Raw genomic sequence first — 21,456 nt, forward strand, 5'->3', positions numbered from 1 at the left:
GAGGCCTCCGAGGGGAGGCGGCGGAGGCGTCAGCCTTTCTTCCGTGCACGTGGGTGTGCCCGGGCCCGCCTTCGACCGCGTCCTCCTGGATGCCCACCCGCCCGTGGGGGCGGAGAGGGACTGAGGACGCCGATGAAGACCGCTGACTGGAAGCGCGTAGCTCCCTGGACGAAGTCTGTTTCGCTGGCTGTGACCACCTTCGCGGTGGCGCTGCTTGGCACGGGTTGCAACCCCGAGTGCGTGGACACATTCGACTGCCGCGCCGACAACGGCGAGCCCCCCGCGGGCCAGCAGTGGGTCTGCGTCGACGAGAAGTGCGAGACGGAGCCGATTGGCCAGCCCCCGGTGCCTGACGCGGGCACGCCGGACGCGGGTCCCGTGGACTCGGGCACGCCGGATTCAGGTCCGGTGGACTCGGGCACGCCGGACGCCGGTCCCGTGGACTCGGGCACGCCGGATTCAGGCCCGGTGGACCCCACGCCGGACGCGGGCCCCGTGGACTCGGGCACGCCGGACGCCGGCCCCGTGGACCCCACGCCGGATGCGGGTACGCCGGACGCGGGCCCCGTCACCTGTGAGACGACGCCGCACGACGCGAAGCTGGGCACGCTCCAGCTCCAGGCGGGCTTCGTCGCCACCGAGACGGCCCCGCTGCCGGATGGCATCTCCGCCCTGGGCTCGTCGCCGGGTCCGACGTACTCGTTCTACGCGGTGCAGGGGGGCGGCAAGGACGCCGCGCTGTATTCGATGGGCACGTGGCCCGACCTCCAGCTGTCCCCCACCAAGCTCTATGACGTCGTCACCCCGGAGGACCGCGCTGGCAGCGTCGCGGTCTACGCGGGCGGCTACCTCATCAACGACGGGCAGCGCGTCTTCACCGGCTACACCACGGGTGCCTCCGGGTCTCCGGGCTCCCTCTCGCTCTACGACATCGCCACGCCGGCCTCGTCGTCCTTCCTCACCGCGCCGAAGAACTACTCCGCGGCGGCCTTCTCGAACGGGGACACGAGCGCGGTGCTCCTCAACGGTGGTGGCCTGGGCACCCTGCCCACGGGGCTCGGCATCTACGGCGTGGTGACGTCCGCGAATCCCCTGGGCACGGTGCGCGTGGCCAACTTCCCGGCCGAAGGCGTGGTCGCCAGCGGCTTCACCGCCGTGGCGGACAATGGCGTCGCCGCGCTGGGCTTCTTCAACGGAGACTTCGTCAACGTCATCTACGGCGTGGCGCCGTCGGTCGTCGCCCAGGCCATCACCAGCGGGACGCCGCTGGAGCTGGGCAGCCAGTCGCCCATCGAGGTGGGCAGCGACTTCGACAGTGCGTCCTCCTTCGGCGCGGGTGTCGTCGTCAACCGCGGCGGGTATGACGAGAACTTCAGCTTCGTGAGCACGGATGTGTCCCGCTTCGCGCTGTCCACCAGCACGGGGAGCGACACTGTCACGGTGGGCGCGCGCGCCGCCGTGCTCGACTACGTGGACCAGTGCACCACCGTCACGATGCTGGAGCCGCTCGGCTCGGACGTGCTGGTGGGCGTTGCCGACAAGAACGGCCAGCGACTGGTCCGCCTCCAGGTGGCCCCGTGAGTCGCCGCGTGTCCTGGCCGCACCAGCGGGGCGCGGCGCTCGCCCTGCTCCTGAGCCTGTCGGCCTGCGGTGGTGAGGACCCGTCCTCGCCCTCGGAGGACGCGGGGCCGGGGGACTCGGGCTCGCCTGAAGACGCGAGTGTCGCCGTGCCCGCGGACCCGTACGCGGACGAGGTCGTGGAGTTCCTTCCGGGCCCCGGCGCGGGCTTCGGACAGGACCGCTTCCCGTCCATCGTCCTCGGGCCGCCGGTGGGCTCGGGGTTGGACAGCGGCTCGCTCGACGTCCTCTCGCTGGGCAAGTCGGGCTCCATCACCCTTCGCTTCACGGACCTCGCGGTGATGGACGGGCCGGGCGTGGACCTGCTCGTCTTCGAGAACGCCTTCCTCATCGCCGGAGGCCCTCGCGCCTTCACCGAGCGGGCGAAGGTGTCCGTGAGCGACGATGGCGTGCAGTGGTTCGAGTTCCCCTGCGCCCCCTCGGACGCGGCGAACAACTACCCGGGCTGCGCGGGCGTGCGTCCCGTGACGGCCAACCCCGCCGCCGGCATCAGCGCCACGGACCCCGCCGTCGCGGGCGGAGACGGGTTCGACCTGGCCACCGTGGGCCTGAGCCGGGCGCGCTACGTGCGCATCCAGGACTCCGGCACCAGCGGCTCCGCCGGCACGTCCGCCGGGTTCGATTTGGACGGCGTCGCCGTGGTGAACGGCGTGTCGCTCACGGCCGCGCCATGACGAAGCTGGACCGCCGCGCCGCGCTCCTCACGCTGGCCCAGGGTGGCTGTGCCCTGGCCGCGCTGGGAGTGGGGTGCGGCGGGGAGTGGCGGGAGGCCATCGTCCTGGACCTCCCGCCCGACGGCGCCGCCTGCCCCGGGGCGCCGGTGCCGGGCACCACCGAGGAGGGCTGGGTGGAAGTGCGGCTCGCGGACCACCCGGCGCTTCAATCCCCGGGAGGCCACGCCGAGGTGCGCGTGCCCGAAGCGCTCCTGGACGTGGTGCTCGTGCACACGCGGCCCGGCTGCTTCGTGGCGCTGTGGCGCATCTGCACGCACGGGGACTGCGCCGTGGACTGGCTCCCGGCCGAGGGCGTCATGGAGTGTCCCTGTCACGGCTCCCGCTTCGCGCTGGATGGCGCGGTGCTCCAAGGCCCCGCCCAAAGAGCGCTGACGGCCTTCACCGCGGTGCGCCACGGACAGTCCGTCTTCATCCACCGGCCGCGCTGAGGACTCGCCCTGGCGGGCACTTGCGAGTCGCCCGGAGCACTGTCAGTCTTGACGCGGCGCGAAGCACTTGCGCCGGCAGTCCGGGTCACTCCTGTCCCCCCTCTCGAAGCGGTGTCTCCTTCTCTCATGAGACGGGAGAGTCGTGTAATGTCGGGCATTCGATGTGGCAGATCATCATCAACGGGCCCGGCTACTTCGATACGTCCTACGATTTGCCCGAGGGCGTGACGAGCCTCGGCCGCGCGGACGAGAACGATATCGTCCTGGGTGGCGACCTCGTTTCGCGCCGGCACGCGCGCCTGTACGTCGAGGCGGACATCCTCCGCATCGAGGACCTGGGCAGCCGTAACGGCAGTCGCGTCAACGGCGCGCCCTTGCAGGGCTCACGACAGCTGTCCCCCGGGGACACCGTCGCGCTGGGCGAGAACACGCTCGCGGTCCGCCAGCCCAACACGGTGGAGAACGCGGCCACGGAGATGGTGGACCTGGGCGCGGGCGGCGTCGTGCGCTTCGGCCATGGGCAGGACGTGGGCCCCTCCGTGCTGCTGGCCAAGAGCGTGCGGGACGCGGACGTGCTGCGCCTGTTGGACAACGTGGGGCCCATGCCCTTCGAGGACTTCAGCAGCGCGTCCACGCCGATTGCGCCCGCAAGTCCCCGCGTGGGCCAGGAGACGCTGGTGCTGATGTTCCGCACCGCGGAGGCGCTCTCCACCGCCACCACGCTGTCCACCTTCCTGGACATGACGATGGACCGGCTGCTGGAGCGCACGGACGCCACGACGGCCGTCGTGCTGCTCAAGCACCCCACGGGCGCGCTGGTGCCGGCGGCGGTGCGTCACCGGGGCAAGCTGGCCAAGGGCGAGGTGCCCGTGTCCGACGCCATCGTCGACGAGGCGCTGAAGCAGGGCCGCGCGCTCGCCGTGGGTGACGTGCGCGACGACCGCCGCTTCGCCGCCCGCGAGAGCGTCATCCTCTACGGCGTGGACAGCGTGCTGTGCATCCCCATTGGCGCCGAGCCCCCGTACGCGGGCGTGCTCTACGTCAACACCTCCGCGAAGGGGGATGGGCTGGAGCCGATGCTGGATGCGTGCTCGGCGGTGGCGCACCTGGTGGCCACGGGCGTGCAGAAGTTCTCCCCGAAGGAGGGCGGCGCCACGCTGGAGCGGATGCGCCGGATGCTGGAGCGCTTCCACCCGCCAGATATCGCGGAGCGCCGAGCGTCGGAGGCCTTGCGTCAGGGGGGACGGCTGCCGGGGCTGGAGGAGCGCACCCTCACCGTGCTGCACGTGGAGTTGGTGGGTTTTGGCGCGCTGGCTCCGCGCATCGGCGCGGCCAAGGCCACCCAGTTGCTCAACGAATTCCACTCGCGGGCCACCGGCATCGTGTTCAGCTTCGAGGCCACGGTGGAGGGCTTCCAGGGCGACTCCATGCGGGCGCTGTTCGGCGTGCCCTACGTGAAGGGCGAGGACTCCGTGCGGGCCGTGCGCGCCGCCCTGTCCCTGCGCGCCGACTGGGAGCGGGCCATGAGCCGCCGCCCCCTGGACGAGCGCTGCGAGCTGCGGCTGGCCCTGCACACCACGCGCGCGCTGGTGGGGATGATCGGCAACGAGGTGCGCTCGGACTACACGGCGGTGGGCGAGGGCATGGCCGTGGCCGGATGGCTGGCCGCCACGGGCAACCCCGGCCAGGTGCTGATGACCGGCAAGATGCTGGCCTCCGTGGGGGCCCGCTTCGACGTGATGCCCCTGGGGGAGCGGATGGTGCGCGCACCCCGGGAGAAGGTGGCCGTCTTCGAGGTGCTCGACGAGGATGTCGGCACGCTCACCAACCCGGGCCTGCGGTGAAAACCCCTCGCGGCAGGTTGACGGGTTGATGCCGTGGCCCTGGACGGGGTTCAATGGGGCCCGAGTGGTGGACCCCCGCCTCCATGAACGCCCATAACCCTTCCGCCCGGCTGCGTCCGTTCCGGCCCCAGCCCTTTGGCCGGTACACCCTCCTGTCCCATCTGGCGACGGGCGGCATGGGTGAGATCTATCTCGCCCGCCTGGAGGGCGCGCAGGGCTTCGAGAAGCTGTGCGTCATCAAGAAAATCCTCCCGCAGCTCGCGGAGGACAGCGACTTCGTCGAGCGCTTCGTGGGCGAGGCGCGCACCCTGGTCCGGCTGAGCCACGGCTCCATCGCCCAGGTGTTGGACATGGGGCTGCACGAGGGCGAGGCCTACATGGCCCTCGAGTACGTGGACGGCAAGGACCTGCGCAAGGTGGCCGCTCGGGTGCGGGACAGGCAGGTGCCGCTGCCGCTCACCTTCATCCTCTACATCATGGGCCGCGTGCTGGACGCGCTCGCCTATGCGCACCGCAAGAAGGATGACGACGGCGAGGACCTGAAGCTGGTCCACCGGGACATCTCTCCGCAGAACATCCTCATCTCCTACGAGGGGGAGGTGAAGGTCGTCGACTTCGGGCTCGCCAAGAGCCGGCTGTCCGCGGCGAAGACGAACCCGAGCATCATCCTGGGCAAGTTCCTCTACATGTCCCCGGAGCAGGCGCGGCACCAGCCGGTGGACCGGCGCAGTGACTTGTACGCGGTGGGCCTCACGCTCTACGAGCTCATCGCCGGCAAGAACCCCTTCGACGGCATCCACCCCGGCGAGCTGATGTCCGTGGTGGCCAACCCCAAGGTCGCCCCCCTGGACAACGTGGAGCCGCTCACGCCGCGCTCGGTGACGGCGCTGGTGGCCAAGGCGTTGGAGGTGGACCCCACGCAGCGCTTCCAGACGGCGGAGGAGTTCCGTGGCCGGCTGCAGACGTGCCTGATGGAGATTGACGCCAGCGCGGGCCCGGAGAGCGTCAGCCGCTTCATGCGGGAGCTCTTCACGGCGGACTTCCAGTCCGAGCGGCGCCTGTTGGCCAGCCTCAAGGACGTGCCGCGCGGAGGTGTCCCCGAGCCACGGGCCGCGGCGCAGGAGCAGGACGACGGCGGCACCGCGCCCCGCGCGACGCTGCCGGCGGGGGCCATCCTCCCCGCGAAGACCATCCGGTTGGATGGCCCGGTGGAGGCGCTCTCCTTCCACCCCACGCCGCGCAGCCGCGAGGCCGGCGGTCCGGTGAATGACGGCGAGACGCGTCCGGGCATTCCCATGGACGAGGCCACGCGGCCCGCCTTCCCGCTGGAGGCCTTGGAGGAAGAGGCCCGCGCCCGGGCGAGCCGGCTGAATCCGGACACGTCGCCCTCGGTGGAGGTGGAGCCGGAGGCCTTCAACCGTCCTCCTCCCACGCCGCCGCCCGCCGTTGCTCCCGTGATGCGTCCGCCCTCGCAGACGCGGGAGGTGCCGCTGGCCACCGTGCCGCCGGAGGCCATTCCACCCGCCCCCTGGTCCCCGCCCGCGCCGCCGCCCCCGATGCCCGCGCGTCCGGACATGCGGCCCACCGAGCTGGAGCTGCTGCCCATTGGCGCCGTGGTCGGCCCCGCCGACTCGGAGCCCTCTCCGTGGCCGGTGGAGCCGACGGAGCCCCGCGCGGAGCCGCTGCGCGTGATGGGGGGCGAGCCTCGTCCCGGCGCGCCGATGTCCCGGCCCCCGGTGCCCGCGTCGGGTCTTCGTCCCGGTGGGCTTGCGCCTCCCGCGTCCCAGCCGCCGCCCGCCGCGCCGGTGCCTCCTGCCTCCGCGGTGATGCCGCAGCGGCAGGCGCTGGGTGCTCCCGCGGGCTCGCCTCCGACCGGGGCTCCCGCGCGCTCGGGGGCGTTGGTGATGCCCGCCGTCTCCGCGACGAGCGGACCGTTCTCCTCGCCGCCTCCGAGCGCCCCGACGCGCTCGGGAGCGATGGTGATGCCGGCCATCTCCATCCCCGCGAGCACGCCGGTGCGCACGAACCCGGGCGGTGCGCCTCCCTCGAGAAGTGCCGAGCCGGGCGTGGTCGTCTCGGACACGGGCTCCGAGCCGGAGAGCGCCGAGCTGCCGGTGCTCACGCCCGAGCAGATGGGGCACGACGAGCAGGCGGCGCGGGTGGAGGAGATGGACACGAATCCGCGCGCGTCCCGGCCGCCGCGCGCGGAGCGCTCCGACGACACGCAGCCGCGTGCGCCTCGCGACGCGGACACGGACCCTCGGGGGCCTCGCGCGGCCGACACGCAGCCCCGTGCCGCCGCCGGCCTTCATGAGGACACCCAGCCTCGCGTGGTGCTGGACGAGAGTTTCCTTCGCGACGCGGAAGGCGCCGCGCGGGAGCAGGAGGAGAGGTCCGGCCCGTCGCGTCCGAAGACGGGCTCACGCCGCGTTCGCCCCTCGTCTCCTGGCATGGCGCCCGTGTCGGGCCGGCGCACGGGGTCCGCCTCCGTCATCCGCCCCGCGCCCGCCCCGGCGCCCGCGCCAGTCGAGGACGAGGAGGAGGACGTGGACGTGCGCGTGTCCATGCCCTCGCATGACGAGACGCGCCGCACGGCGGTGCCCGTCCGTCCGAATGCGCAGCCCGCCGCGCGCCGCCCGGGAGAGGACACCCGGCGGACGACCATCCCCAGGCGCTCCCAGCGCAGGTCCGTCGTGGCGTGGGTGGTGGTGCTGGGCGGACTGGGTGCGCTGCTGGCAGGAGCCGCCGCGCTCACCCTGGACCCCGTGCTGCGCAGGCGCCTGACGCACCAACTGGGGCTCACCCAGGTCCTGGAGGGCCCGCCGCCTTCCAGGCCCATCGAGCGGACCCCGCCGCTGCCCTCCGAGAACGCCGTGGCGCGCGGGGAGCCCGCGCTTCCAGAGGCCGCGCCGGGCGAAGGGGCCGCGGCGCCTCCACCCACGGGTGACGTGGCCGCCGTGAACAGCCCACAGGCCGCTGTCGACACCCCCCCCGCGCCTCCTCCGAAGCCGTCGGACGAGAAGCTGTCCGAGGACCTGCTCCTGGCCCCGCTGAACAGCCCCCCGAAGTCCGCGCCCCCGAAGTCCACCCCGCCGAAGCGCGCGGCGGCCCCGCGCGTGCGAATCATCTCCGGCAGCACGAACAAGTCCCAGGCCGAGCTCAAGAAGGAGTGGAAGGAGTCCGTTGCGGTGTTCAAGACGCTCCAGGAGTTCCGCTCCTGCGACGACCTGGGCTTCCTGTGCCAGCAGCGGGACGACCTGAAGGAACTGGTGGAGGCCTCCGAGGGAGAGGTGGACCCCGAGCTCCTCGGGAAGGTGAAGCGGCTCAAGAAGGCCGCGCAGCGACAGCTGGACAAAGTGGGGCAGTGAGGACGCTGATTCGTTCCCCGAGCGTCCAGGAGTCATGGAGTTGACCGGAAGTCCCGGGCGGGAAAGCCTTCAGGGATGAGCCTCCCCCTGATTGCCGGCGTGTTCCTGGTGGTGCTGGCCCTCGGCTATCGTTTCTACGGTGGCTTCATCGCCCGGCAGTTCCGGTTGGACGGTGAGGCCCAGACGCCCGCGCACGCGAAGAACGACGGCGTGGACTTCGTGCCGACGAAGCCCTTCTACCTGTTGGGTCAGCACTTCAGCGCGATTGCCGCGGCGGGTCCCATCGCGGGTCCCATCCTCGCGGCGCAGCAGTTCGGCTGGTTGCCGGCGCTGTTGTGGATTGCGGTGGGCGCGGTGTTCATCGGGGCGATGCATGACTTCGCCACGCTGGTGGCCAGCGTGCGCCACGGGGCCGTCTCCATCGCGGAGGTGGTGCGCACCCACCTGGGGGCAACGGCGGGGTTGGCGATGCTGGCCTTCATCTGGGTGGCGCTCGTCTACGTCATCGTCGCCTTCACGGACGCCACGGCCGCGACGTTCGTCAGCGGTGACGCGGAGCTGGAGGGGCTCACCTTCCGCTTCAACCCCGGCGGCGCGGTGGCCTTCGCGTCGATTGCATACCTGGCGCTGGCGGTGGTGATGGGGTTGGTGGACCGGTACCTGAAGCCGCCGCTGTGGCTGCAGACGCTCATCTTCGTGCCGGCGACGCTGGGGGTGGTGTACCTGGGCACGCGCTTCTCCACGCTGCTGGTGCTGGATGCGCGGGGCTGGGCGGCGCTCATCCTCGCGTACTGCTTCGTCGCGTCGCTCACGCCGGTGTGGGTGCTCCTGCAGCCGCGCGGCTATCTGGGCGGCTTCGTGCTCTACGCGGCGCTGGCGGTGGGCGTGGTGGGCATCTTCTACGGCGGGTTGAGCGGGGAGCTGTCGATTCAGCAGCCGGCCTTCGCGGGCTTCAACGTGCCGGGGGCGGGAGGCGCGCTGTTTCCCTTCCTCTTCGTCACCATCGCCTGCGGGGCGTGTTCGGGGTTCCACGGGCTGGTGTGCTCGGGCACCACGTCGAAGCAGATAGACAAGGAGCCGCACTGCAAGCCGGTGGGCTACGGGGCGATGTTGCTGGAGGGCTTCGTGGCGGTCATCGCGCTGGCGACGGTGATGATTGCCACGAAGGGGGAGCTGACGGGCAAGGCGCCGGGCGCGGTGTACGGCGCGGGGCTGGGACGCCTACTCGTCACGGTGCTGGGCAAGGAGCACCTCGTCTTCGCCACGACGTTCGGCGCCATGGCCTTCTCCACGTTCGTGTTCGACACGCTGGACGTGTCCACGCGGCTGGGGCGCTACATCCTCCAGGAGCTGACGGGGCGGAAGGGCCGGGTGTCGGCGATGGTGGCCACGGCGGTGACGTGTGGGGTGCCGCTGGCCTTCGTGCTGCTGGCGGGCACGGGGGCGTGGCGCTCGTTCTGGACGTTGTTCGGCACGTCCAATCAGTTGCTCGCCTCGCTGTCCCTGCTGGGCGTCTGTGTGTGGCTCAAGAGCACGAGCCGGCCGTATGTGTACGCGCTGGTGCCCATGTTGTTCGTGGGGGCCGTGACGCTCACCAGCCTGGTGCTCCTGGTGCGCGAGGCGCTGCAGCCGGCCAGCTCCGCCGTCTCCCGGGTGAACGGGGTGGTGGCGGTGGTGTTGCTGGCGTTGGCCCTGTCTCTCTTCACCGCGGGGGCGCGTGCGCTGCGCTCCCGGCGAGCACCTTCGGCCACCGCGCCCGCGGTCTGATTCAGCCTCCAGGTTCGCCATGCTCCGCTACGCCGTCGCCATCTTCACCAGTGCCTTCCTTCTGTTTGGTGTGCAGCCCCTGGCGGGGCGGTATGCGTTGCCGTGGTACGGCGGCACGCCCGGCGTCTGGACCGCATGCATGCTGTTCTTCCAGGCGGCGCTGCTGGGAGGGTATGCGTATGCGCACGGGCTCGCCTCGCGGCTGACGCCACGGACGCAGGCGAAGGTGCACCTGGGCGTCCTGGCGGTGGCGGTGGCGGTGCTGGGGGCGCGGGCCTTGTGGGTGGGCTCGCCCGTGGCACCGGGGCCGGAGTGGCGTCCGGTGGGCACGGACCTGGCGGTGCCGAGGCTGCTGGCGATGCTGGCGGCCACCATCGGCCTGCCGTTCTTCGTGTTGAGCACGACGGGGCCGCTGCTCCAGTCCTGGTTTGCTCGCGCGAGGCCCGGCCGCTCACCGTATGCGCTGTATGCGCTGTCAAACGTGGGCTCGCTGCTGGCGCTGCTGGGCTACCCCTTCCTCGTGGAGCCGTGGGTGGGGCGAGCCACGCAGGCGTGGGGCTGGGGCGTGGGCTTCGTCCTCTTCGTGGGAGCCTGCGCGGTGTGCGCGCTGGATGTGCTGCGGCATGAGCGCGTGGTGGCGAGCACGGAAGCGACAGGTCCACGCGGGGCGGTCCTCCTGGAGGGCGCCACGGCCCGAGTGACAGCGGGCGAACTCGCATCGCAAGACGTCAGCGCCCGAGTCGGCGCGATGGCCACGCAGGATGCAGGCGCAGGTTCATCGACGGCGTTTGAGTCGGCATCACGGTTTCAGACGGACGCGGAGGCGGCCCGGGAAGCCGCCTTCGAGGCGATGCGGCGAGAAGCACGAGGCGCCTCACTGGAGGCCGCGCCCCGCGACTCCGAGGCTCGACCCGGTGTGGGCCGGACGCTGGCGTGGCTCGGACTGGCCACGTGCGCGTCCGTGTTGTTGCTCGCGACGACGAACCAGCTCTCGCAGGACGTGGCCGCGGGCCCCTTCCTCTGGGTGCTGCCGTTGGCCGTCTACCTGCTCACCTTCATCATCGCCTTCTCGCGCGAGTCCTTCTATTCGCGCACCGTCTACTCGGTGCTGCTCATCGGCTCCGGAGCGATGGTGGCGCACGCGCACGCGGCGGGGGCCCACTTCCCGCTCACCCTCCAGCTCATCGCCTACGCCGCGTCGCTCTTCGCCGGTTGCATGGTGTGTCACGGCGAGCTGTACCGGCTGCGTCCGTCACCGCGCCATTTGAGCGCCTTCTACCTGTGGGTGTCCGCCGGTGGCGTGCTGGGCGCGCTGTTCGTCAGCGGCGTGGCCACCGCCTTCTTCCGCGCGTACTGGGAGTACCCGCTGTCCTTGGGGGGCTGCTGCGCGGTGGCGCTCGCGGGCATGGTGCGCGGGCCGGCGGCAGAGACGTGGAGTCAGCGCGGCCGACGGGTGCTGCGCGGCGCGATGCTCGTCATGGTGACGGTGAACCTGTTCCTGTCGGTGAACCGGGAGCTGGACAAGGCGCTGTTCAGCGAGCGGAACTTCTTCGGCGTGGTGAGGGTGACGGAGCAGAACGAGGAGTCGCCGGACAAACACCTCTACAGTCAGCGCCACGGCGCCATCACCCATGGCATGCAGTACGTCAAACCGGAGCTGCGCTCGTGGCCCACGACCTACTACACGCGAGAGGCCGGTCTGGGACTGGCTGTCGCCGAGCAGCGTCGGCTGCGCGCGGCGGTGGGACTGCCTCCGGGCCTGCGCATGGGTGTGCTGGGGCTGGGCGTGGGGACGAGCGCGGCGCTGCTGGAGAAGGAGGACCGGGGGCGCTTCTATGAAATCAACCCGGTGGTCATCTCCCTGGCGCGAGGCGAGGGCGGCTTCTTCAGCTACCTGGGCGACTCGCCCGCGACGATTGAGGTGGTGGAAGGGGACGCGCGCATCTCCCTGGAGCGCGAGCTGGAGCGGGGCGAGCCCGGCGGGTTCGACGTGCTGGCGTTGGATGTCTTCTCCTCCGACTCCGTCCCCGTGCACCTGCTCACCGAGGAGGCCGTCGCCCTGTACAAGCGGCACCTGGCCCCGCACGGAGTCCTCGCGTTGCACATCAGCAACGTGCACCTGGACCTGGTGCCAGTGACGCTGTCGCATGCGCGCCGCCTGGGGATGTACGCGGCCTTCGTCTTCCATGACACGGAAGGAAGCGCGCTGCGCAGCAACTGGATGTTGCTCAGTCCAGACCGCGAGTTCTCCTGGGGCCCCACCTTCACCCGTGCCAAGGCACGGGTGCGCCGCCTGGGGCTGCGTGACGAGCAGGACTTTGCCTGGACGGATGACCGCAGCAGCGTGCTGCGGGTGCTGCGCCAGATTGGCCCCGACGCGAACGTCGTGGATGTGGAGGCGCCCTCGGGCCCGCCGAAGGTGCCCATGGCGAAGCCCGCTTCGCCGTGACTCAGGCGCGCGAGGCCGAGTCCGGCTGGCGCCGCGCCGCCGGGCTCAAGTCCAGGCCAATGAGCAGGAGCAGCACCGCGCACGGCAACCCCAGTGCCGCGGGCCCATGGTGGACATAGAGCAGCGGCCCACTGGTGCACCCCAGCAGGAACGCGGCGCCCAGTCCCAGGTGCAGGCGCGTGCGCTCGAACTCGATGGCGGAAGGCAGGGCGCGCAGCCCGCGCAACACGCCGGCGACGCCCTGGCCGCGAGCCCCGTCCCGTACCCAGGCGAACATCCGCACCAACTGGATGCCAATGTCCGTGAGGATGCCGGTGACGTGTGTCGTGCGCACCACCGCGCCGGACACCCGGGTGACGAGCGCGTTCTGCAGCCCCATGGCGAACGACAGGCCCCACATCAGCACGGGCGCGCGCGTCCCCGGCGAGGACGTGAGCGCCGTGCCGATGCCGGCCAACGTCACCACCTCCACCATCAGCGCGGCGACGTGCCGGCCTCGCGAGCGGTGTCGGGACGCATCCAGCAGCGCCGCCGCGCACACCGCGCCCAGCAGGAAGGACAGGAGCAACTGCGCGGCGAGCACCGCGAGGCGTGCTTCGCCCGTGGCAATCGACTCGCCCAGCGCCGCCATGTTCCCGGACATGTGAGACGTGTGCATGCCGAGCGCCACGAAGCCCGTCGCATTCACCGCGCCGGCGACCGCCGCGAGCAGGAGCGAGAGCACCGTATAGGCGCGGCGGTTGCTGGGAGAGGATTCCGTGGTGAAGGGCATGCGCGGCGCATCCCTGCGCTGTCGGGGAACGCTAGCACCCGCTCACCCGGCTCGCGTCCACTCCCGCGCCCTGGCGATCCGCGGCGCGCACGCCTGCTCAGCCTGGAGGCCAGAGCAGCGGTCGACCCGCCAGGAGGTGCAGATGGATGTGGAACACCGTCTGCCCGGCGTCGCGGTGGGTGTTCATCACCACCCGGTACCCGTTGCTGTCATGGCCCCGCTGCTTCGCCAGCTTGGCCGCCGCCACGAAGAGGTGGCCCACCGTGGCCTCGTCCTCCGCGGTGACGTCGTTCACCGTGGCGATGTGCTTGCGGGGGATGAACAGGACGTGCGTGGGCGCCTGGGGATTGATGTCCTCGAAGGCCAGGCAGGCGTCGTCCTGATAGACGACCTTGGCCGGGATGAGGCCGTCTCGAATCTTGCAGAAGAGGCAGTCGGACATGGCCGGGGGCTTAGCAACGCACGAGGCGGCGGGAAATGGCCTCGGCACTCATTGTTGAAGTCCCAAGCGATTCCCCCAGCGGGCGACCAGGGCTTCGCTCGGGTGGGTTATCGGGGGTAGAGGTAGGGGACGACATGCCAGGTGGGCACCTCGCCTCAAAAGGTCCCACCAGTGATATTCCAGGCCCCGACGATGAAATCCATCCGCATCTCCCAGCTCATCGAGGACCACGACTACGACTTGCGGCTCACGCTCATCGCGGGCGCGAGCGGGCTGACTCGGACGGTGGACTCGCCGCGCATCCAGAAGCCGGGGCTGGCGCTGGCGGGCTTCACCGAGCACCTCCACCCCCACCGGGTCCAGGTGTTCGGAAACACGGAGATTTCGTACCTGGCCACCCTGCCGGAGTCGCGGCAGCGCGAGGCGCTCTCCAAGCTCTTCGAGGAAGAGGACTTGGCGTGCGTCGTGGTGACGAAGGAGCTGGAGATTCCGCCCGTCCTGGTGACGGCGTGTGAGTCCGGCGGGCTGGCGCTGATGAAGACGCCGCTGCTCTCCAGCGAGTTCATCACCCGGGTGCAGTCCTTCCTGGAGGAAGCGCTCACCGAGTCCAGCAGCCTGCACGGCGTGCTGATGGACGTCTTCGGCGTGGGCATCCTGCTGCTCGGCAAGAGCGGCATCGGCAAGAGCGAGATTGCCCTGGACCTGGTGATGCGGGCCCACCGGCTGGTGGCCGACGACATCGTCGACGTCACCCGGCGCAAGGGGGCGGTCTACGGCGCGGGCAACCCGGTCATCAAGCACCACATGGAAATCCGGGGCCTGGGCATCATCAACATCAAGGACCTGTTCGGCGTGGCGGCGGTGCGCGAGCAGAAGAAAATCGAGCTCGTCATCGAGCTGCAGGAATGGGACCCCCATCAGGAGTACGACCGGCTGGGCGTGGAGGACAAACATCTCCAGATTGTGGGTGTGGACATCCCGCTGTCGGTGGTACCCGTGCGTCCAGGCCGTAACATGGCGACCATCATCGAGGTGGCCGCCCGCAACCAGTTGTTGAAGCTTCAGGGCCACCACTCGGCGAGGGAATTCGCCGAGCGGCTCAACCGAGCCATCGCCGAAGGGGCGATGCGCCGCACCCTGGGAGAAGAGGTCGAGTGACCGCGCCCGCGAAACAGTTGGTCGTCATCACCGGCATGTCCGGCTCCGGCAAGTCCACCGCCATCAGGGCGCTGGAGGATGCGGGGTTCTTCTGCATCGACAACCTGCCGGTGCTGCTGCTGCCCAAGCTCACGGAGCTCGCGGGCGGGGGCAACATCGAGCGGATGGCGCTGGTGATGGACGTGCGTGAAGGCGTGTTCCTCAAGGACGCGCCCCGGGTGCTGGACGAGGTCCGCCGCGCCGGTCACCACGTGGAGGTGCTCTTCCTCGACTCGAGCGATGACAGCCTCATCCGTCGCTTCAGCGAGACGCGCCGCCGCCATCCGCTGGCGCCCAACGGCACCGTGGCGGACGGCATCAAGGCGGAGCGCCAGGAGCTGCGCGACTTGCGCGAAATCGCCGACCAGGTCATCGACTCGTCGGTGCTGAACGTGCACGACTTGAAGCGCATGGTGCAGGCGCGCTTCAGCCCGGAGCCCGCCGCGGGGCCGAGCCTGTCGGTGATGTCGTTCGGTTACCGGTACGGGGTGCCGCCGCAGGCGGACCTGGTGCTGGACGTGCGCTTCCTGCCCAACCCGTACTTCGTCCCGGAGATGAAGGGGCTGACGGGCAAGGTGCCCAAGGTGGCCGCGTACGTGCTGGACCGCGAGGAAACGCAGCAGTTCCTCGAGAAGGTCGTGGACCTGTGCCGCTTCCTCTTCCCCCGCTACCAGAAGGAGGGGAAGGCGTACCTCACGGTGGCGCTGGGGTGCACGGGTGGCAAGCACCGCTCGGTGGCCATCGCCGCGGAGCTGACCCGACGGCTGGCCGACGAGAACACCCGCGTTCAGCTCTGGGACCGCGACATCGAGAAAGAGTAGTCCGTGGCCTCCGTGACCCTGCTTCTGCTCGCGCTCGGCGTGGCGATGGATGCCACCGCTGTCTCCAGTGGCATGGCCATCCGGGGGGCTCGGCCTCCGGATGTCCTCAAGCTGGCGCTGACCTTCGGCCTGTTCCAGTTCGGCATGTCCCTGGGCGGTGCGCTCGGGGGCAAGGCCATCCTCACGCACTTCGCGGCGGTGGACCATTGGATTGCCTTCGGGCTGCTCGCGCTCGTGGGCGGGCACATGATTTGGGAGGCGTTCTCCCATGACGAGGAGGAGCGCGCCGCCACCGGCATCCCCCTGCCCATGTTGCTGACGCTCGGCGTGGCCACCAGCATCGACGCGCTCGCCGTCGGCGTGACGCTGCCCGCGCTGGAGCTGGGCATCGTCCTCTCCACCGCCCTCATCGGGGTGATGACCTTCGTGCTGTCCATCGTCGGTGCCTGGGCCGGCAAGCGGCTGGGCGAGCGCTTCGGCACCCGCATCGAAATCCTCGGCGGCCTGGTGCTCATCGGCATCGGCCTCAAGACGCTCGTCGAGCACCTGACCGCGTAGGCCTCCTGGCGGTGGGCTCGAAGCCTCCGCCCGAGCCTGTCGTTCATGCGACACCCTGTCGGGGCACCTCATGCATGCGTCATCCTTGTGAAGTGACTCATGGCGCGCCATGCTGGGAGTCCGTAGCGCGGATTCCCACTGGAGGCCTGGATGTCCCTTCCCCCGACGCGGCACTTCCACGTGGCCATCGCGGGCAGTGGGTTCGGCGGCCTGGGGATGGCCATCCGGCTCAAGCAGGAGGGGCTGGAGGACTTCGTCCTCTTCGAGCGCGCGGACGACGTGGGCGGCGTCTGGCGGGACAATGCGTATCCGGGGTGCGCGTGCGATGTGCCGTCGCATCTGTATTCGTTCTCCTTCGCGCCGAATCCGCGCTGGTCCCGGGCGTACTCGCCCCAGCCGGAGATTCACGCGTACCTGCGTGACTGCGCGGAGCGCTTCGGCGTGCTCCCCCACGTGCGCTTCCGTCACGCCGTGGAGGACGCGCGCTGGGATGACGATGCGCGGCACTGGCGCCTCCAGACGTCGGAGGGGCTCTTCACCGCGGATGTTTTCATCCTCGCGGCGGGGGCGTTCGGCGAGCCGGTACAGCCCTCGCTCCCGGGGCTGGAGCGCTTCCAGGGCAAGGTGATGCACTCGGCGCGGTGGGACCCTTCGCATGAGCTGGCGGGCCGGAAGGTCGCCGTGGTGGGCACGGGCGCGTCCGCGATTCAATTCGTCCCGGCGATTCAACCGAAGGTCGAGCGGCTGGTCCTCTTCCAGCGCACGCCTCCCTGGATTCTGCCGCGCAATGACCACGCGATTTCGGGCTGGAAGCAGTGGCTGTACGCGCGCGTTCCCGGGGCGCGCTGGCTGATGCGCGCGGGCCTCTACGCGGTGAAGGAGCTGTCCGCGCTGGCGTTCATGTATCCGTGGATCATCCGCTGGGCCCAGCGAGGGGCATGGCGGCACCTGAAGCAGTCCGTCCCGGACCCGGTGCTGCGCGCGAAGCTGCGACCCTCCTACACGATGGGTTGCAAGCGAGTGCTCGTGTCGGACGACTACCTGCCGGCGCTGACGCGGGAGAATGTCGAGGTCGTCACGGAGGGGCTCCAGGAGGTGCGCGAGCACTCCGTCGTCACGGCATCGGGCGTCGAGCATCCGGTGGACACGCTCATCTTCGGGACGGGCTTTCAGATAACGGAGCCGTCATTCGCCCGGCACATCCGGGGGCGCGATGGGCGCACGCTGGCGGAGACGTGGGCGGGGAGCATGAAGGCGCACCTGGGGACGTCGGTGAGCGGGTTCCCCAACTTCTTCATGTTGCTGGGGCCGAACACGGGGCTGGGGCACACGTCCGTCATCCTGATGATTGAGAGCCAGCTGGCGCATGTGCTCAGCGCGCTGCGCTACCTGGAGGGCAGGGGGCTGGCGGCGGTGGAACCGACGGTGGAGGCGCAGGAGGCGTTCGTCCGCGACGTCGACACGCGGATGGCGCGGACAGTGTGGATGCGGGGCGGGTGTGTGAGCTGGTACCTGGATGCGACGGGGCGCAACTCGACGCTGTGGCCGGGCTTCACGTTCGACTACAGGCGCCGCGTCGCCACCTTCGAGCCCTCGGAATATGTCGCCATCACCCGGCGTGGGCGCGCGTCCTTGAAGACCGGGGCGAGCCCCCGGAAGCAGGCGCACGGCTGACGCGGTGGCGATGGACGCGGAACGGAGCCAACGGATGAAATCGGTGAAGGACAAGGTCGCGGCGATTACCGGAGCGGGCTCGGGCATTGGCCGGGCCACGGCGGTGTTGCTCGCGCGTCAGGGGTGTCACGTCGCGCTGTCGGACGTGAATGGGCAGGGGCTCTCCGAGACGGAGACACAGTGCCGTGCGCTGGGTGTCCGTGTCCGGGCGGACCGGGTGGATGTCGCGAAGCGCGAGCAGGTGCATGCGTGGGCGGATGACGTGGCGCGGGAGTTCGGCGCGGTCCACATCATCATCAACAACGCGGGCGTGGCGTTGGGCGCCACCATCGAGGACACCCGGTACGAGGACTTCGAGTGGCTGATGAACATCAACTTCTGGGGGGTGGTGTACGGCACCAAGGCGTTCCTGCCTCACCTGAAGGCTGTGGATGAGGGGCACATCGTCAATGTGTCGAGCGTCTTCGGGCTGATTGGGGTGCCGACGCAGGCGGCGTACAACTCGGCGAAGTTCGCGGTGAAGGGCTTCACGGAGGCGCTGCGGCAGGAGTTGGAGGTGGATCCGGGGACCATCGGTGTCACCTGTGTGCATCCTGGGGGCATCAAGACGAACATCGCGCGCAATGCGCGGGTGACGGTGCGTCGGGGGTGGACGGACGAGCGCTCGTCGAGTGACTTCGAGAAGGCCTTGGCCACCACGCCGGAGCGGGCGGCGGAGGACATCCTCACGGCGATTCGGAAGAACCGGCGGAGGCAGCTCATTGGCGGGGACGCGGTCCTCATCGACCTGTTCCAGCGGTTGTTGCCGACCTTGTACCAGCGGGTGCTGGTGGCGGGGATGCGGCGGCGGCGGCGGAAGATGCTGAGCGCGGCGACATGAAACGGACGCGCGTGAAGGACTCGCGGCGCGCGACGAAGGAAGCGCCTTCGAGGACGCGTCGGCCGGCCTCGCGAGAGAAGGCGCGGGCGCGGGTGACGCCGCTCTCGCAGCGGCTGGAGGTGCCCTCGCGGGCGACGCCGCAGGACCTCTTCGCGCTGGCGATGCGGTGGTGGAACGAGGGGGAGCGCTTCGACATCGGCCGGATGGCGCAGGAGCTGGGCGTCAGTCGGGCGACGGTGTTCCGCTGGGCGGGGACGCGGGAGCTGCTCTATGGGGAGGTGCTGTCCTTTCGGTTCGAGGCCGCGCTCACCGCCGCGAGGAGCGAGTTCCAGGGGGAGGGGACGGCGTACGTGGCGGACGTCACCCAGCGCCTCATCCACCTGATTGTGGAGGACGCGCCCCTGCGGCGCTTCATCCAGCAGGACTCCGAGTACGCGATGCGCGTGCTGATGTCGAAGAGCAGCCGGGTGGAGGAGCGCTGCGCGGCGAGCATCCGGAGAGCGCTGGAGGAGGGCGTGAGGGACAAGCACCTCCGACCGGCGATGGGGCTGGATGCGTTGTCGAACGTCATCGTGAGGGTGGGGCAGTTCTTCCTGTACCGGGACGCGCTCACGGGCGACCCGCCGGATGTGCGGGCCGCCATCACCGCGACGCTCATCCTCCTCACCGCGGAGGAGGGGGATGCGCGGTGGAACAGGCGGTGACGAAGAGGTGGGCTCGAAAGTCCACTTCCGTGTCACCGCCCGCTTTCACGCCGTGCGGACCCGCGATGGCCTGGTCATGCACGATTGGGCAGCGCTACTGCCACTCGCCATTGCAGCATCGGGCGTAGCACTCTCCGCTGCCGACGCAGGACCTGCCCGAGAAGGGACCGCCAAGACAGTAGCCGTCGTCCTTGGCGGAGCAGCTGGTGCTGCCGTCGATCGGGTAGCCCTCCCCATCGTTGAACGTCATGCCGCCGTACGTGCACGTGCGGCAGGACTTCGTGACGCCATCACAGGTGACGAAGCCCGTGGTTCCATTCAGCGCCGAGCAGGTGGACGTGCCGCTGCACGTCAACGTCGTGCAAGTGCCGCAGATGGCCGTGGCGGTACAGGCCGCCAGGGTTCCGCCGTTGGACTCGAGTCCCTGCGTTTGTTCATCCAGGGTGACTTCTTCGTTGGAAACCGGCGTCCCCTCCGTGGGGTCGGGGCTGCAAGCGGCGAAGAGCGCGGAGAGAAGGGCGGCGCTGAAGAGTGTGCGGCCAGTTCGCGACATGACGGGAGAACTCCGGAGGCACCATGGCCTGGTGCCTGTGTTGGGGAGTGGATGGAGACAGTGGACGAAGACGGTCCGTCGCCTGCTGTTGCTCCAGGAACACCCCATCGGTCGGCCTTGGGCCCGTCAGCCTGGGATGGTGGACGGCCTCCGGTAGGGAATCAAACCAGAGGCCCCTCCCGTCGCGAGCCCTTCGTCAGGTGGCAACTGTCAATCAGTTGGTTCTGAATGGTTGAAGCACCTGAATTGCAAATTTGGCGTGTGGCTTGTTTTTCTGAGCGTCTGGCGTTCGCGCATGCACCCTACGAAATGCGGGAACTGCCCTCGCTGTAGCCACGGCTCGATTCGGAGGCGCTCGCTGCCCATGGCCTCGACCCAGGCCCGCTCCCCGGAAGCAGGGAAGCGGGCCCGTCGCACAGTCTCTAGTTCGTCGTGAAGTACAGGTTGTCCAAGAGCAGAGCGTTGCCCGAGGGCCCACCGCCGGCGATGAACACGAAGGGCGACAGCACCGCGCCCAGGCTCACGCCCGCGGCGGTGAAGTCCGACAACGGAATGGCCAGGTGGTGCCACTGCCCGTCGTTCACATACCCATACTTCGCCACGTCGAGCTGCACGCCCTCCGTGTCGCTCATCCCAATCTTCACCGAGGCGAACCCCGGGTCCGACGAGTTGAGGCTCACGTGCAGCGTCTTCCACGCGTCCAGGTTGTGGCCCGTATCCCAGTGGATGCCAAACCCCAACCACCCCTTGCCCGCGTGGACGATGCGGTCCGCCGTCTTCCCCTCGATGCGCGTGTTCGAGGACTCAATCGTGACGGTGCCCTCGTACAGGTAGATGTGCGTGTCCACGTCGTTGATGATGATTTCCTCGGACCGGCCTCCCTCGTAGAAGCCGACGAAGAGGCGCCGCTGGCCCGCCTCGAACGGGAACGGCCCCGGGAGCACCTCGTCCTGGGGATTCGTCCCGGCGTCGTCCTGCGAGGACGGCTGGTGGTTCTCGTAGTCGGAGGCACCCGGGTCCGGCCGGCACGCGGCCAACGTCAACAGCAGCACTCCCACGGTCCGCTTCATGGCCGCACCGCCCTTTCACCACCACTCGAGGTCCGCACCAGCACCCAACCGCCCGTCACCGTCCCACCCATCTCCACGATGGCCTTGTAGGACGGCGTCAACAGCTCGTAGGGAATCGTCCCCGTCGAGTCGTACGTCACCGCGTCCGGGAAGTTGTCCAACACCGACTGGTACGAGCGGATGGCCATGTCCCGCACCACCGGCAGGTCCTCCTGCCTCGCCAGTCCGTTCTGGTACACGCCGAGCAGGTTGAGGCCGACGTAGTACTGCGCCTCGCCATACGGCCCCCGCGCGAGCACGGTGGCCCACGAGTAGAAGGCCGCCACCGGCCCCGCGTTGGCCTGGAGCACCCACTTCGTCTCCGTCCCCGGCGTCGAGTCCGCGAACGGATTGTTCGGGTCGTCCAGGATGACGGTGCTCGGATACACGCCCATGGTCGGGTCGTGGACCTCGAGCGTCAGGTCCTCCAGCGGCTCGCCATAGACATAGCTCGCGCGGTCGTAGCACCCGAAGGTGCCCAGCACCGCGAGGAGCACGAGACACGTCCTCATACGTTG

General features: G+C 69.9%; 18 protein-coding genes. 13 read left to right on the forward strand and 5 right to left on the reverse strand.

Annotated elements, in window-relative coordinates; genetic code table 11:
• Positions 1 to 132 precede the first annotated feature (132 nt).
• From HUA76_RS12475 to HUA76_RS12505, 7 genes are all read left to right on the forward strand, one after another.
• The gene (locus HUA76_RS12475; RefSeq protein ID WP_174460938.1) at positions 133 to 1,581 is read left to right on the forward strand and encodes a hypothetical protein; all 1,449 of its coding nucleotides are present in this window, start codon (positions 133 to 135) and stop codon (positions 1,579 to 1,581) included.
• Positions 1,578 to 2,312 carry a cell surface protein gene (locus HUA76_RS12480; protein ID WP_371823464.1) on the forward strand — a complete coding sequence of 245 codons (735 nt, stop codon included), beginning with the start codon at positions 1,578 to 1,580 and terminating at the stop codon, positions 2,310 to 2,312. Before HUA76_RS12475 ends, HUA76_RS12480 begins: the two co-directional genes overlap by 4 nt.
• Entirely contained in the window at positions 2,309 to 2,800 is a 492-nt protein-coding gene (locus HUA76_RS12485; RefSeq protein WP_174460939.1) for a ubiquinol-cytochrome c reductase iron-sulfur subunit, read from the forward strand. The genes HUA76_RS12480 and HUA76_RS12485 overlap by 4 nt, the downstream gene beginning before the upstream one ends.
• A 161-nt stretch (positions 2,801 to 2,961) precedes the next feature.
• Positions 2,962 to 4,644, forward strand: coding sequence for an FHA domain-containing protein (locus HUA76_RS12490; RefSeq protein ID WP_141649394.1), 1,683 nt, complete (start codon positions 2,962 to 2,964; stop codon positions 4,642 to 4,644).
• 83 nt (positions 4,645 to 4,727) lie between these two features.
• The gene (locus tag HUA76_RS12495) at positions 4,728 to 8,012 is read left to right on the forward strand and encodes a serine/threonine-protein kinase (RefSeq protein ID WP_174460940.1); all 3,285 of its coding nucleotides are present in this window, start codon (positions 4,728 to 4,730) and stop codon (positions 8,010 to 8,012) included.
• A gap of 75 nt (positions 8,013 to 8,087) precedes the next feature.
• Positions 8,088 to 9,779: a carbon starvation protein A gene (locus HUA76_RS12500; protein ID WP_174460941.1), complete on the forward strand. Its 1,692-nt coding sequence runs from the start codon at positions 8,088 to 8,090 to the stop codon at positions 9,777 to 9,779.
• A gap of 19 nt (positions 9,780 to 9,798) precedes the next feature.
• The gene (locus tag HUA76_RS12505) at positions 9,799 to 12,228 is read left to right on the forward strand and encodes a spermidine synthase (RefSeq protein ID WP_174460942.1); all 2,430 of its coding nucleotides are present in this window, start codon (positions 9,799 to 9,801) and stop codon (positions 12,226 to 12,228) included.
• A 1-nt stretch (position 12,229) separates the two neighbouring features.
• Here the strand turns inward: HUA76_RS12505 and HUA76_RS12510 are convergent, their stop codons facing one another.
• Entirely contained in the window at positions 12,230 to 13,000 is a 771-nt protein-coding gene (locus HUA76_RS12510) for a YoaK family protein (protein ID WP_174460943.1), read from the reverse strand.
• 97 nt (positions 13,001 to 13,097) lie between these two features.
• Entirely contained in the window at positions 13,098 to 13,442 is a 345-nt protein-coding gene (locus HUA76_RS12515; protein ID WP_174454237.1) for a histidine triad nucleotide-binding protein, read from the reverse strand.
• Positions 13,443 to 13,634: 192 nt separating this feature from the next.
• On the opposite strand from HUA76_RS12515, the gene hprK reads away from it, so the two are divergent.
• From hprK to HUA76_RS12545, 6 genes are all read left to right on the forward strand, one after another.
• Entirely contained in the window at positions 13,635 to 14,600 is a 966-nt protein-coding gene (hprK, locus tag HUA76_RS12520) for an HPr(Ser) kinase/phosphatase (RefSeq protein WP_141644414.1), read from the forward strand.
• Entirely contained in the window at positions 14,597 to 15,460 is an 864-nt protein-coding gene (rapZ, locus tag HUA76_RS12525) for an RNase adapter RapZ (RefSeq protein ID WP_141644415.1), read from the forward strand. The genes hprK and rapZ overlap by 4 nt, the downstream gene beginning before the upstream one ends.
• Positions 15,461 to 15,463: 3 nt before the next feature.
• Positions 15,464 to 16,018: a manganese efflux pump MntP family protein gene (locus HUA76_RS12530; RefSeq protein ID WP_141644416.1), complete on the forward strand. Its 555-nt coding sequence runs from the start codon at positions 15,464 to 15,466 to the stop codon at positions 16,016 to 16,018.
• A gap of 150 nt (positions 16,019 to 16,168) precedes the next feature.
• Positions 16,169 to 17,692 (forward strand): NAD(P)/FAD-dependent oxidoreductase, encoded by a 1,524-nt coding sequence (locus HUA76_RS12535; protein ID WP_174460944.1) that lies wholly within the window; start codon positions 16,169 to 16,171, stop codon positions 17,690 to 17,692.
• Positions 17,693 to 17,726: 34 nt separating this feature from the next.
• Positions 17,727 to 18,572: an SDR family oxidoreductase gene (locus HUA76_RS12540; protein ID WP_174460945.1), complete on the forward strand. Its 846-nt coding sequence runs from the start codon at positions 17,727 to 17,729 to the stop codon at positions 18,570 to 18,572.
• On the forward strand, positions 18,569 to 19,276 hold the full coding sequence (locus tag HUA76_RS12545; protein WP_174460946.1) for a QsdR family transcriptional regulator: 708 nt from the start codon (positions 18,569 to 18,571) through the stop codon (positions 19,274 to 19,276). Before HUA76_RS12540 ends, HUA76_RS12545 begins: the two co-directional genes overlap by 4 nt.
• A 94-nt stretch (positions 19,277 to 19,370) precedes the next feature.
• Here the strand turns inward: HUA76_RS12545 and HUA76_RS12550 are convergent, their stop codons facing one another.
• From HUA76_RS12550 to HUA76_RS12560, 3 genes are all read right to left on the reverse strand, one after another.
• Positions 19,371 to 19,829, reverse strand: coding sequence for a hypothetical protein (locus HUA76_RS12550; RefSeq protein WP_174454242.1), 459 nt, complete (start codon positions 19,827 to 19,829; stop codon positions 19,371 to 19,373).
• Between the two features lie 422 nt (positions 19,830 to 20,251).
• A complete protein-coding gene (locus tag HUA76_RS12555; RefSeq protein ID WP_141644423.1) occupies positions 20,252 to 20,899 on the reverse strand; it encodes a hypothetical protein in 648 nt (215 codons plus the stop codon).
• Entirely contained in the window at positions 20,896 to 21,450 is a 555-nt protein-coding gene (locus HUA76_RS12560) for a hypothetical protein (RefSeq protein ID WP_174460947.1), read from the reverse strand. Before HUA76_RS12560 ends, HUA76_RS12555 begins: the two co-directional genes overlap by 4 nt.
• Between the last annotated feature and the right edge of the window lie 6 nt (positions 21,451 to 21,456).

The sequence above is a fragment of the Myxococcus sp. CA056 genome (genome assembly GCF_013336715.1).
GTDB lineage: Bacteria > Myxococcota > Myxococcia > Myxococcales > Myxococcaceae > Myxococcus > Myxococcus llanfairpwllgwyngyllgogerychwyrndrobwllllantysiliogogogochensis.

What these genes read in the sequence shown, in the direction of transcription:
- HUA76_RS12500 (WP_174460941.1), top strand. Translation starts at nt 8,088, where the DNA reads ATGAGCCTCCCCCTGATTGCCGGCGTGTTCCTGGTGGTGCTGGCCCTC.
- HUA76_RS12515 (WP_174454237.1), bottom strand. Translation starts at nt 13,442, where the DNA reads ATGTCCGACTGCCTCTTCTGCAAGATTCGAGACGGCCTCATCCCGGCC.
- HUA76_RS12510 (WP_174460943.1), bottom strand. Translation starts at nt 13,000, where the DNA reads ATGCCCTTCACCACGGAATCCTCTCCCAGCAACCGCCGCGCCTATACG.
- HUA76_RS12545 (WP_174460946.1), top strand. Translation starts at nt 18,569, where the DNA reads ATGAAACGGACGCGCGTGAAGGACTCGCGGCGCGCGACGAAGGAAGCG.
- HUA76_RS12505 (WP_174460942.1), top strand. Translation starts at nt 9,799, where the DNA reads ATGCTCCGCTACGCCGTCGCCATCTTCACCAGTGCCTTCCTTCTGTTT.
- HUA76_RS12495 (WP_174460940.1), top strand. Translation starts at nt 4,728, where the DNA reads ATGAACGCCCATAACCCTTCCGCCCGGCTGCGTCCGTTCCGGCCCCAG.
- HUA76_RS12490 (WP_141649394.1), top strand. Translation starts at nt 2,962, where the DNA reads ATGTGGCAGATCATCATCAACGGGCCCGGCTACTTCGATACGTCCTAC.
- hprK (WP_141644414.1), top strand. Translation starts at nt 13,635, where the DNA reads ATGAAATCCATCCGCATCTCCCAGCTCATCGAGGACCACGACTACGAC.
- HUA76_RS12540 (WP_174460945.1), top strand. Translation starts at nt 17,727, where the DNA reads ATGAAATCGGTGAAGGACAAGGTCGCGGCGATTACCGGAGCGGGCTCG.
- HUA76_RS12485 (WP_174460939.1), top strand. Translation starts at nt 2,309, where the DNA reads ATGACGAAGCTGGACCGCCGCGCCGCGCTCCTCACGCTGGCCCAGGGT.
- HUA76_RS12555 (WP_141644423.1), bottom strand. Translation starts at nt 20,899, where the DNA reads ATGAAGCGGACCGTGGGAGTGCTGCTGTTGACGTTGGCCGCGTGCCGG.
- HUA76_RS12550 (WP_174454242.1), bottom strand. Translation starts at nt 19,829, where the DNA reads ATGTCGCGAACTGGCCGCACACTCTTCAGCGCCGCCCTTCTCTCCGCG.
- HUA76_RS12535 (WP_174460944.1), top strand. Translation starts at nt 16,169, where the DNA reads ATGTCCCTTCCCCCGACGCGGCACTTCCACGTGGCCATCGCGGGCAGT.
- HUA76_RS12475 (WP_174460938.1), top strand. Translation starts at nt 133, where the DNA reads ATGAAGACCGCTGACTGGAAGCGCGTAGCTCCCTGGACGAAGTCTGTT.
- HUA76_RS12560 (WP_174460947.1), bottom strand. Translation starts at nt 21,450, where the DNA reads ATGAGGACGTGTCTCGTGCTCCTCGCGGTGCTGGGCACCTTCGGGTGC.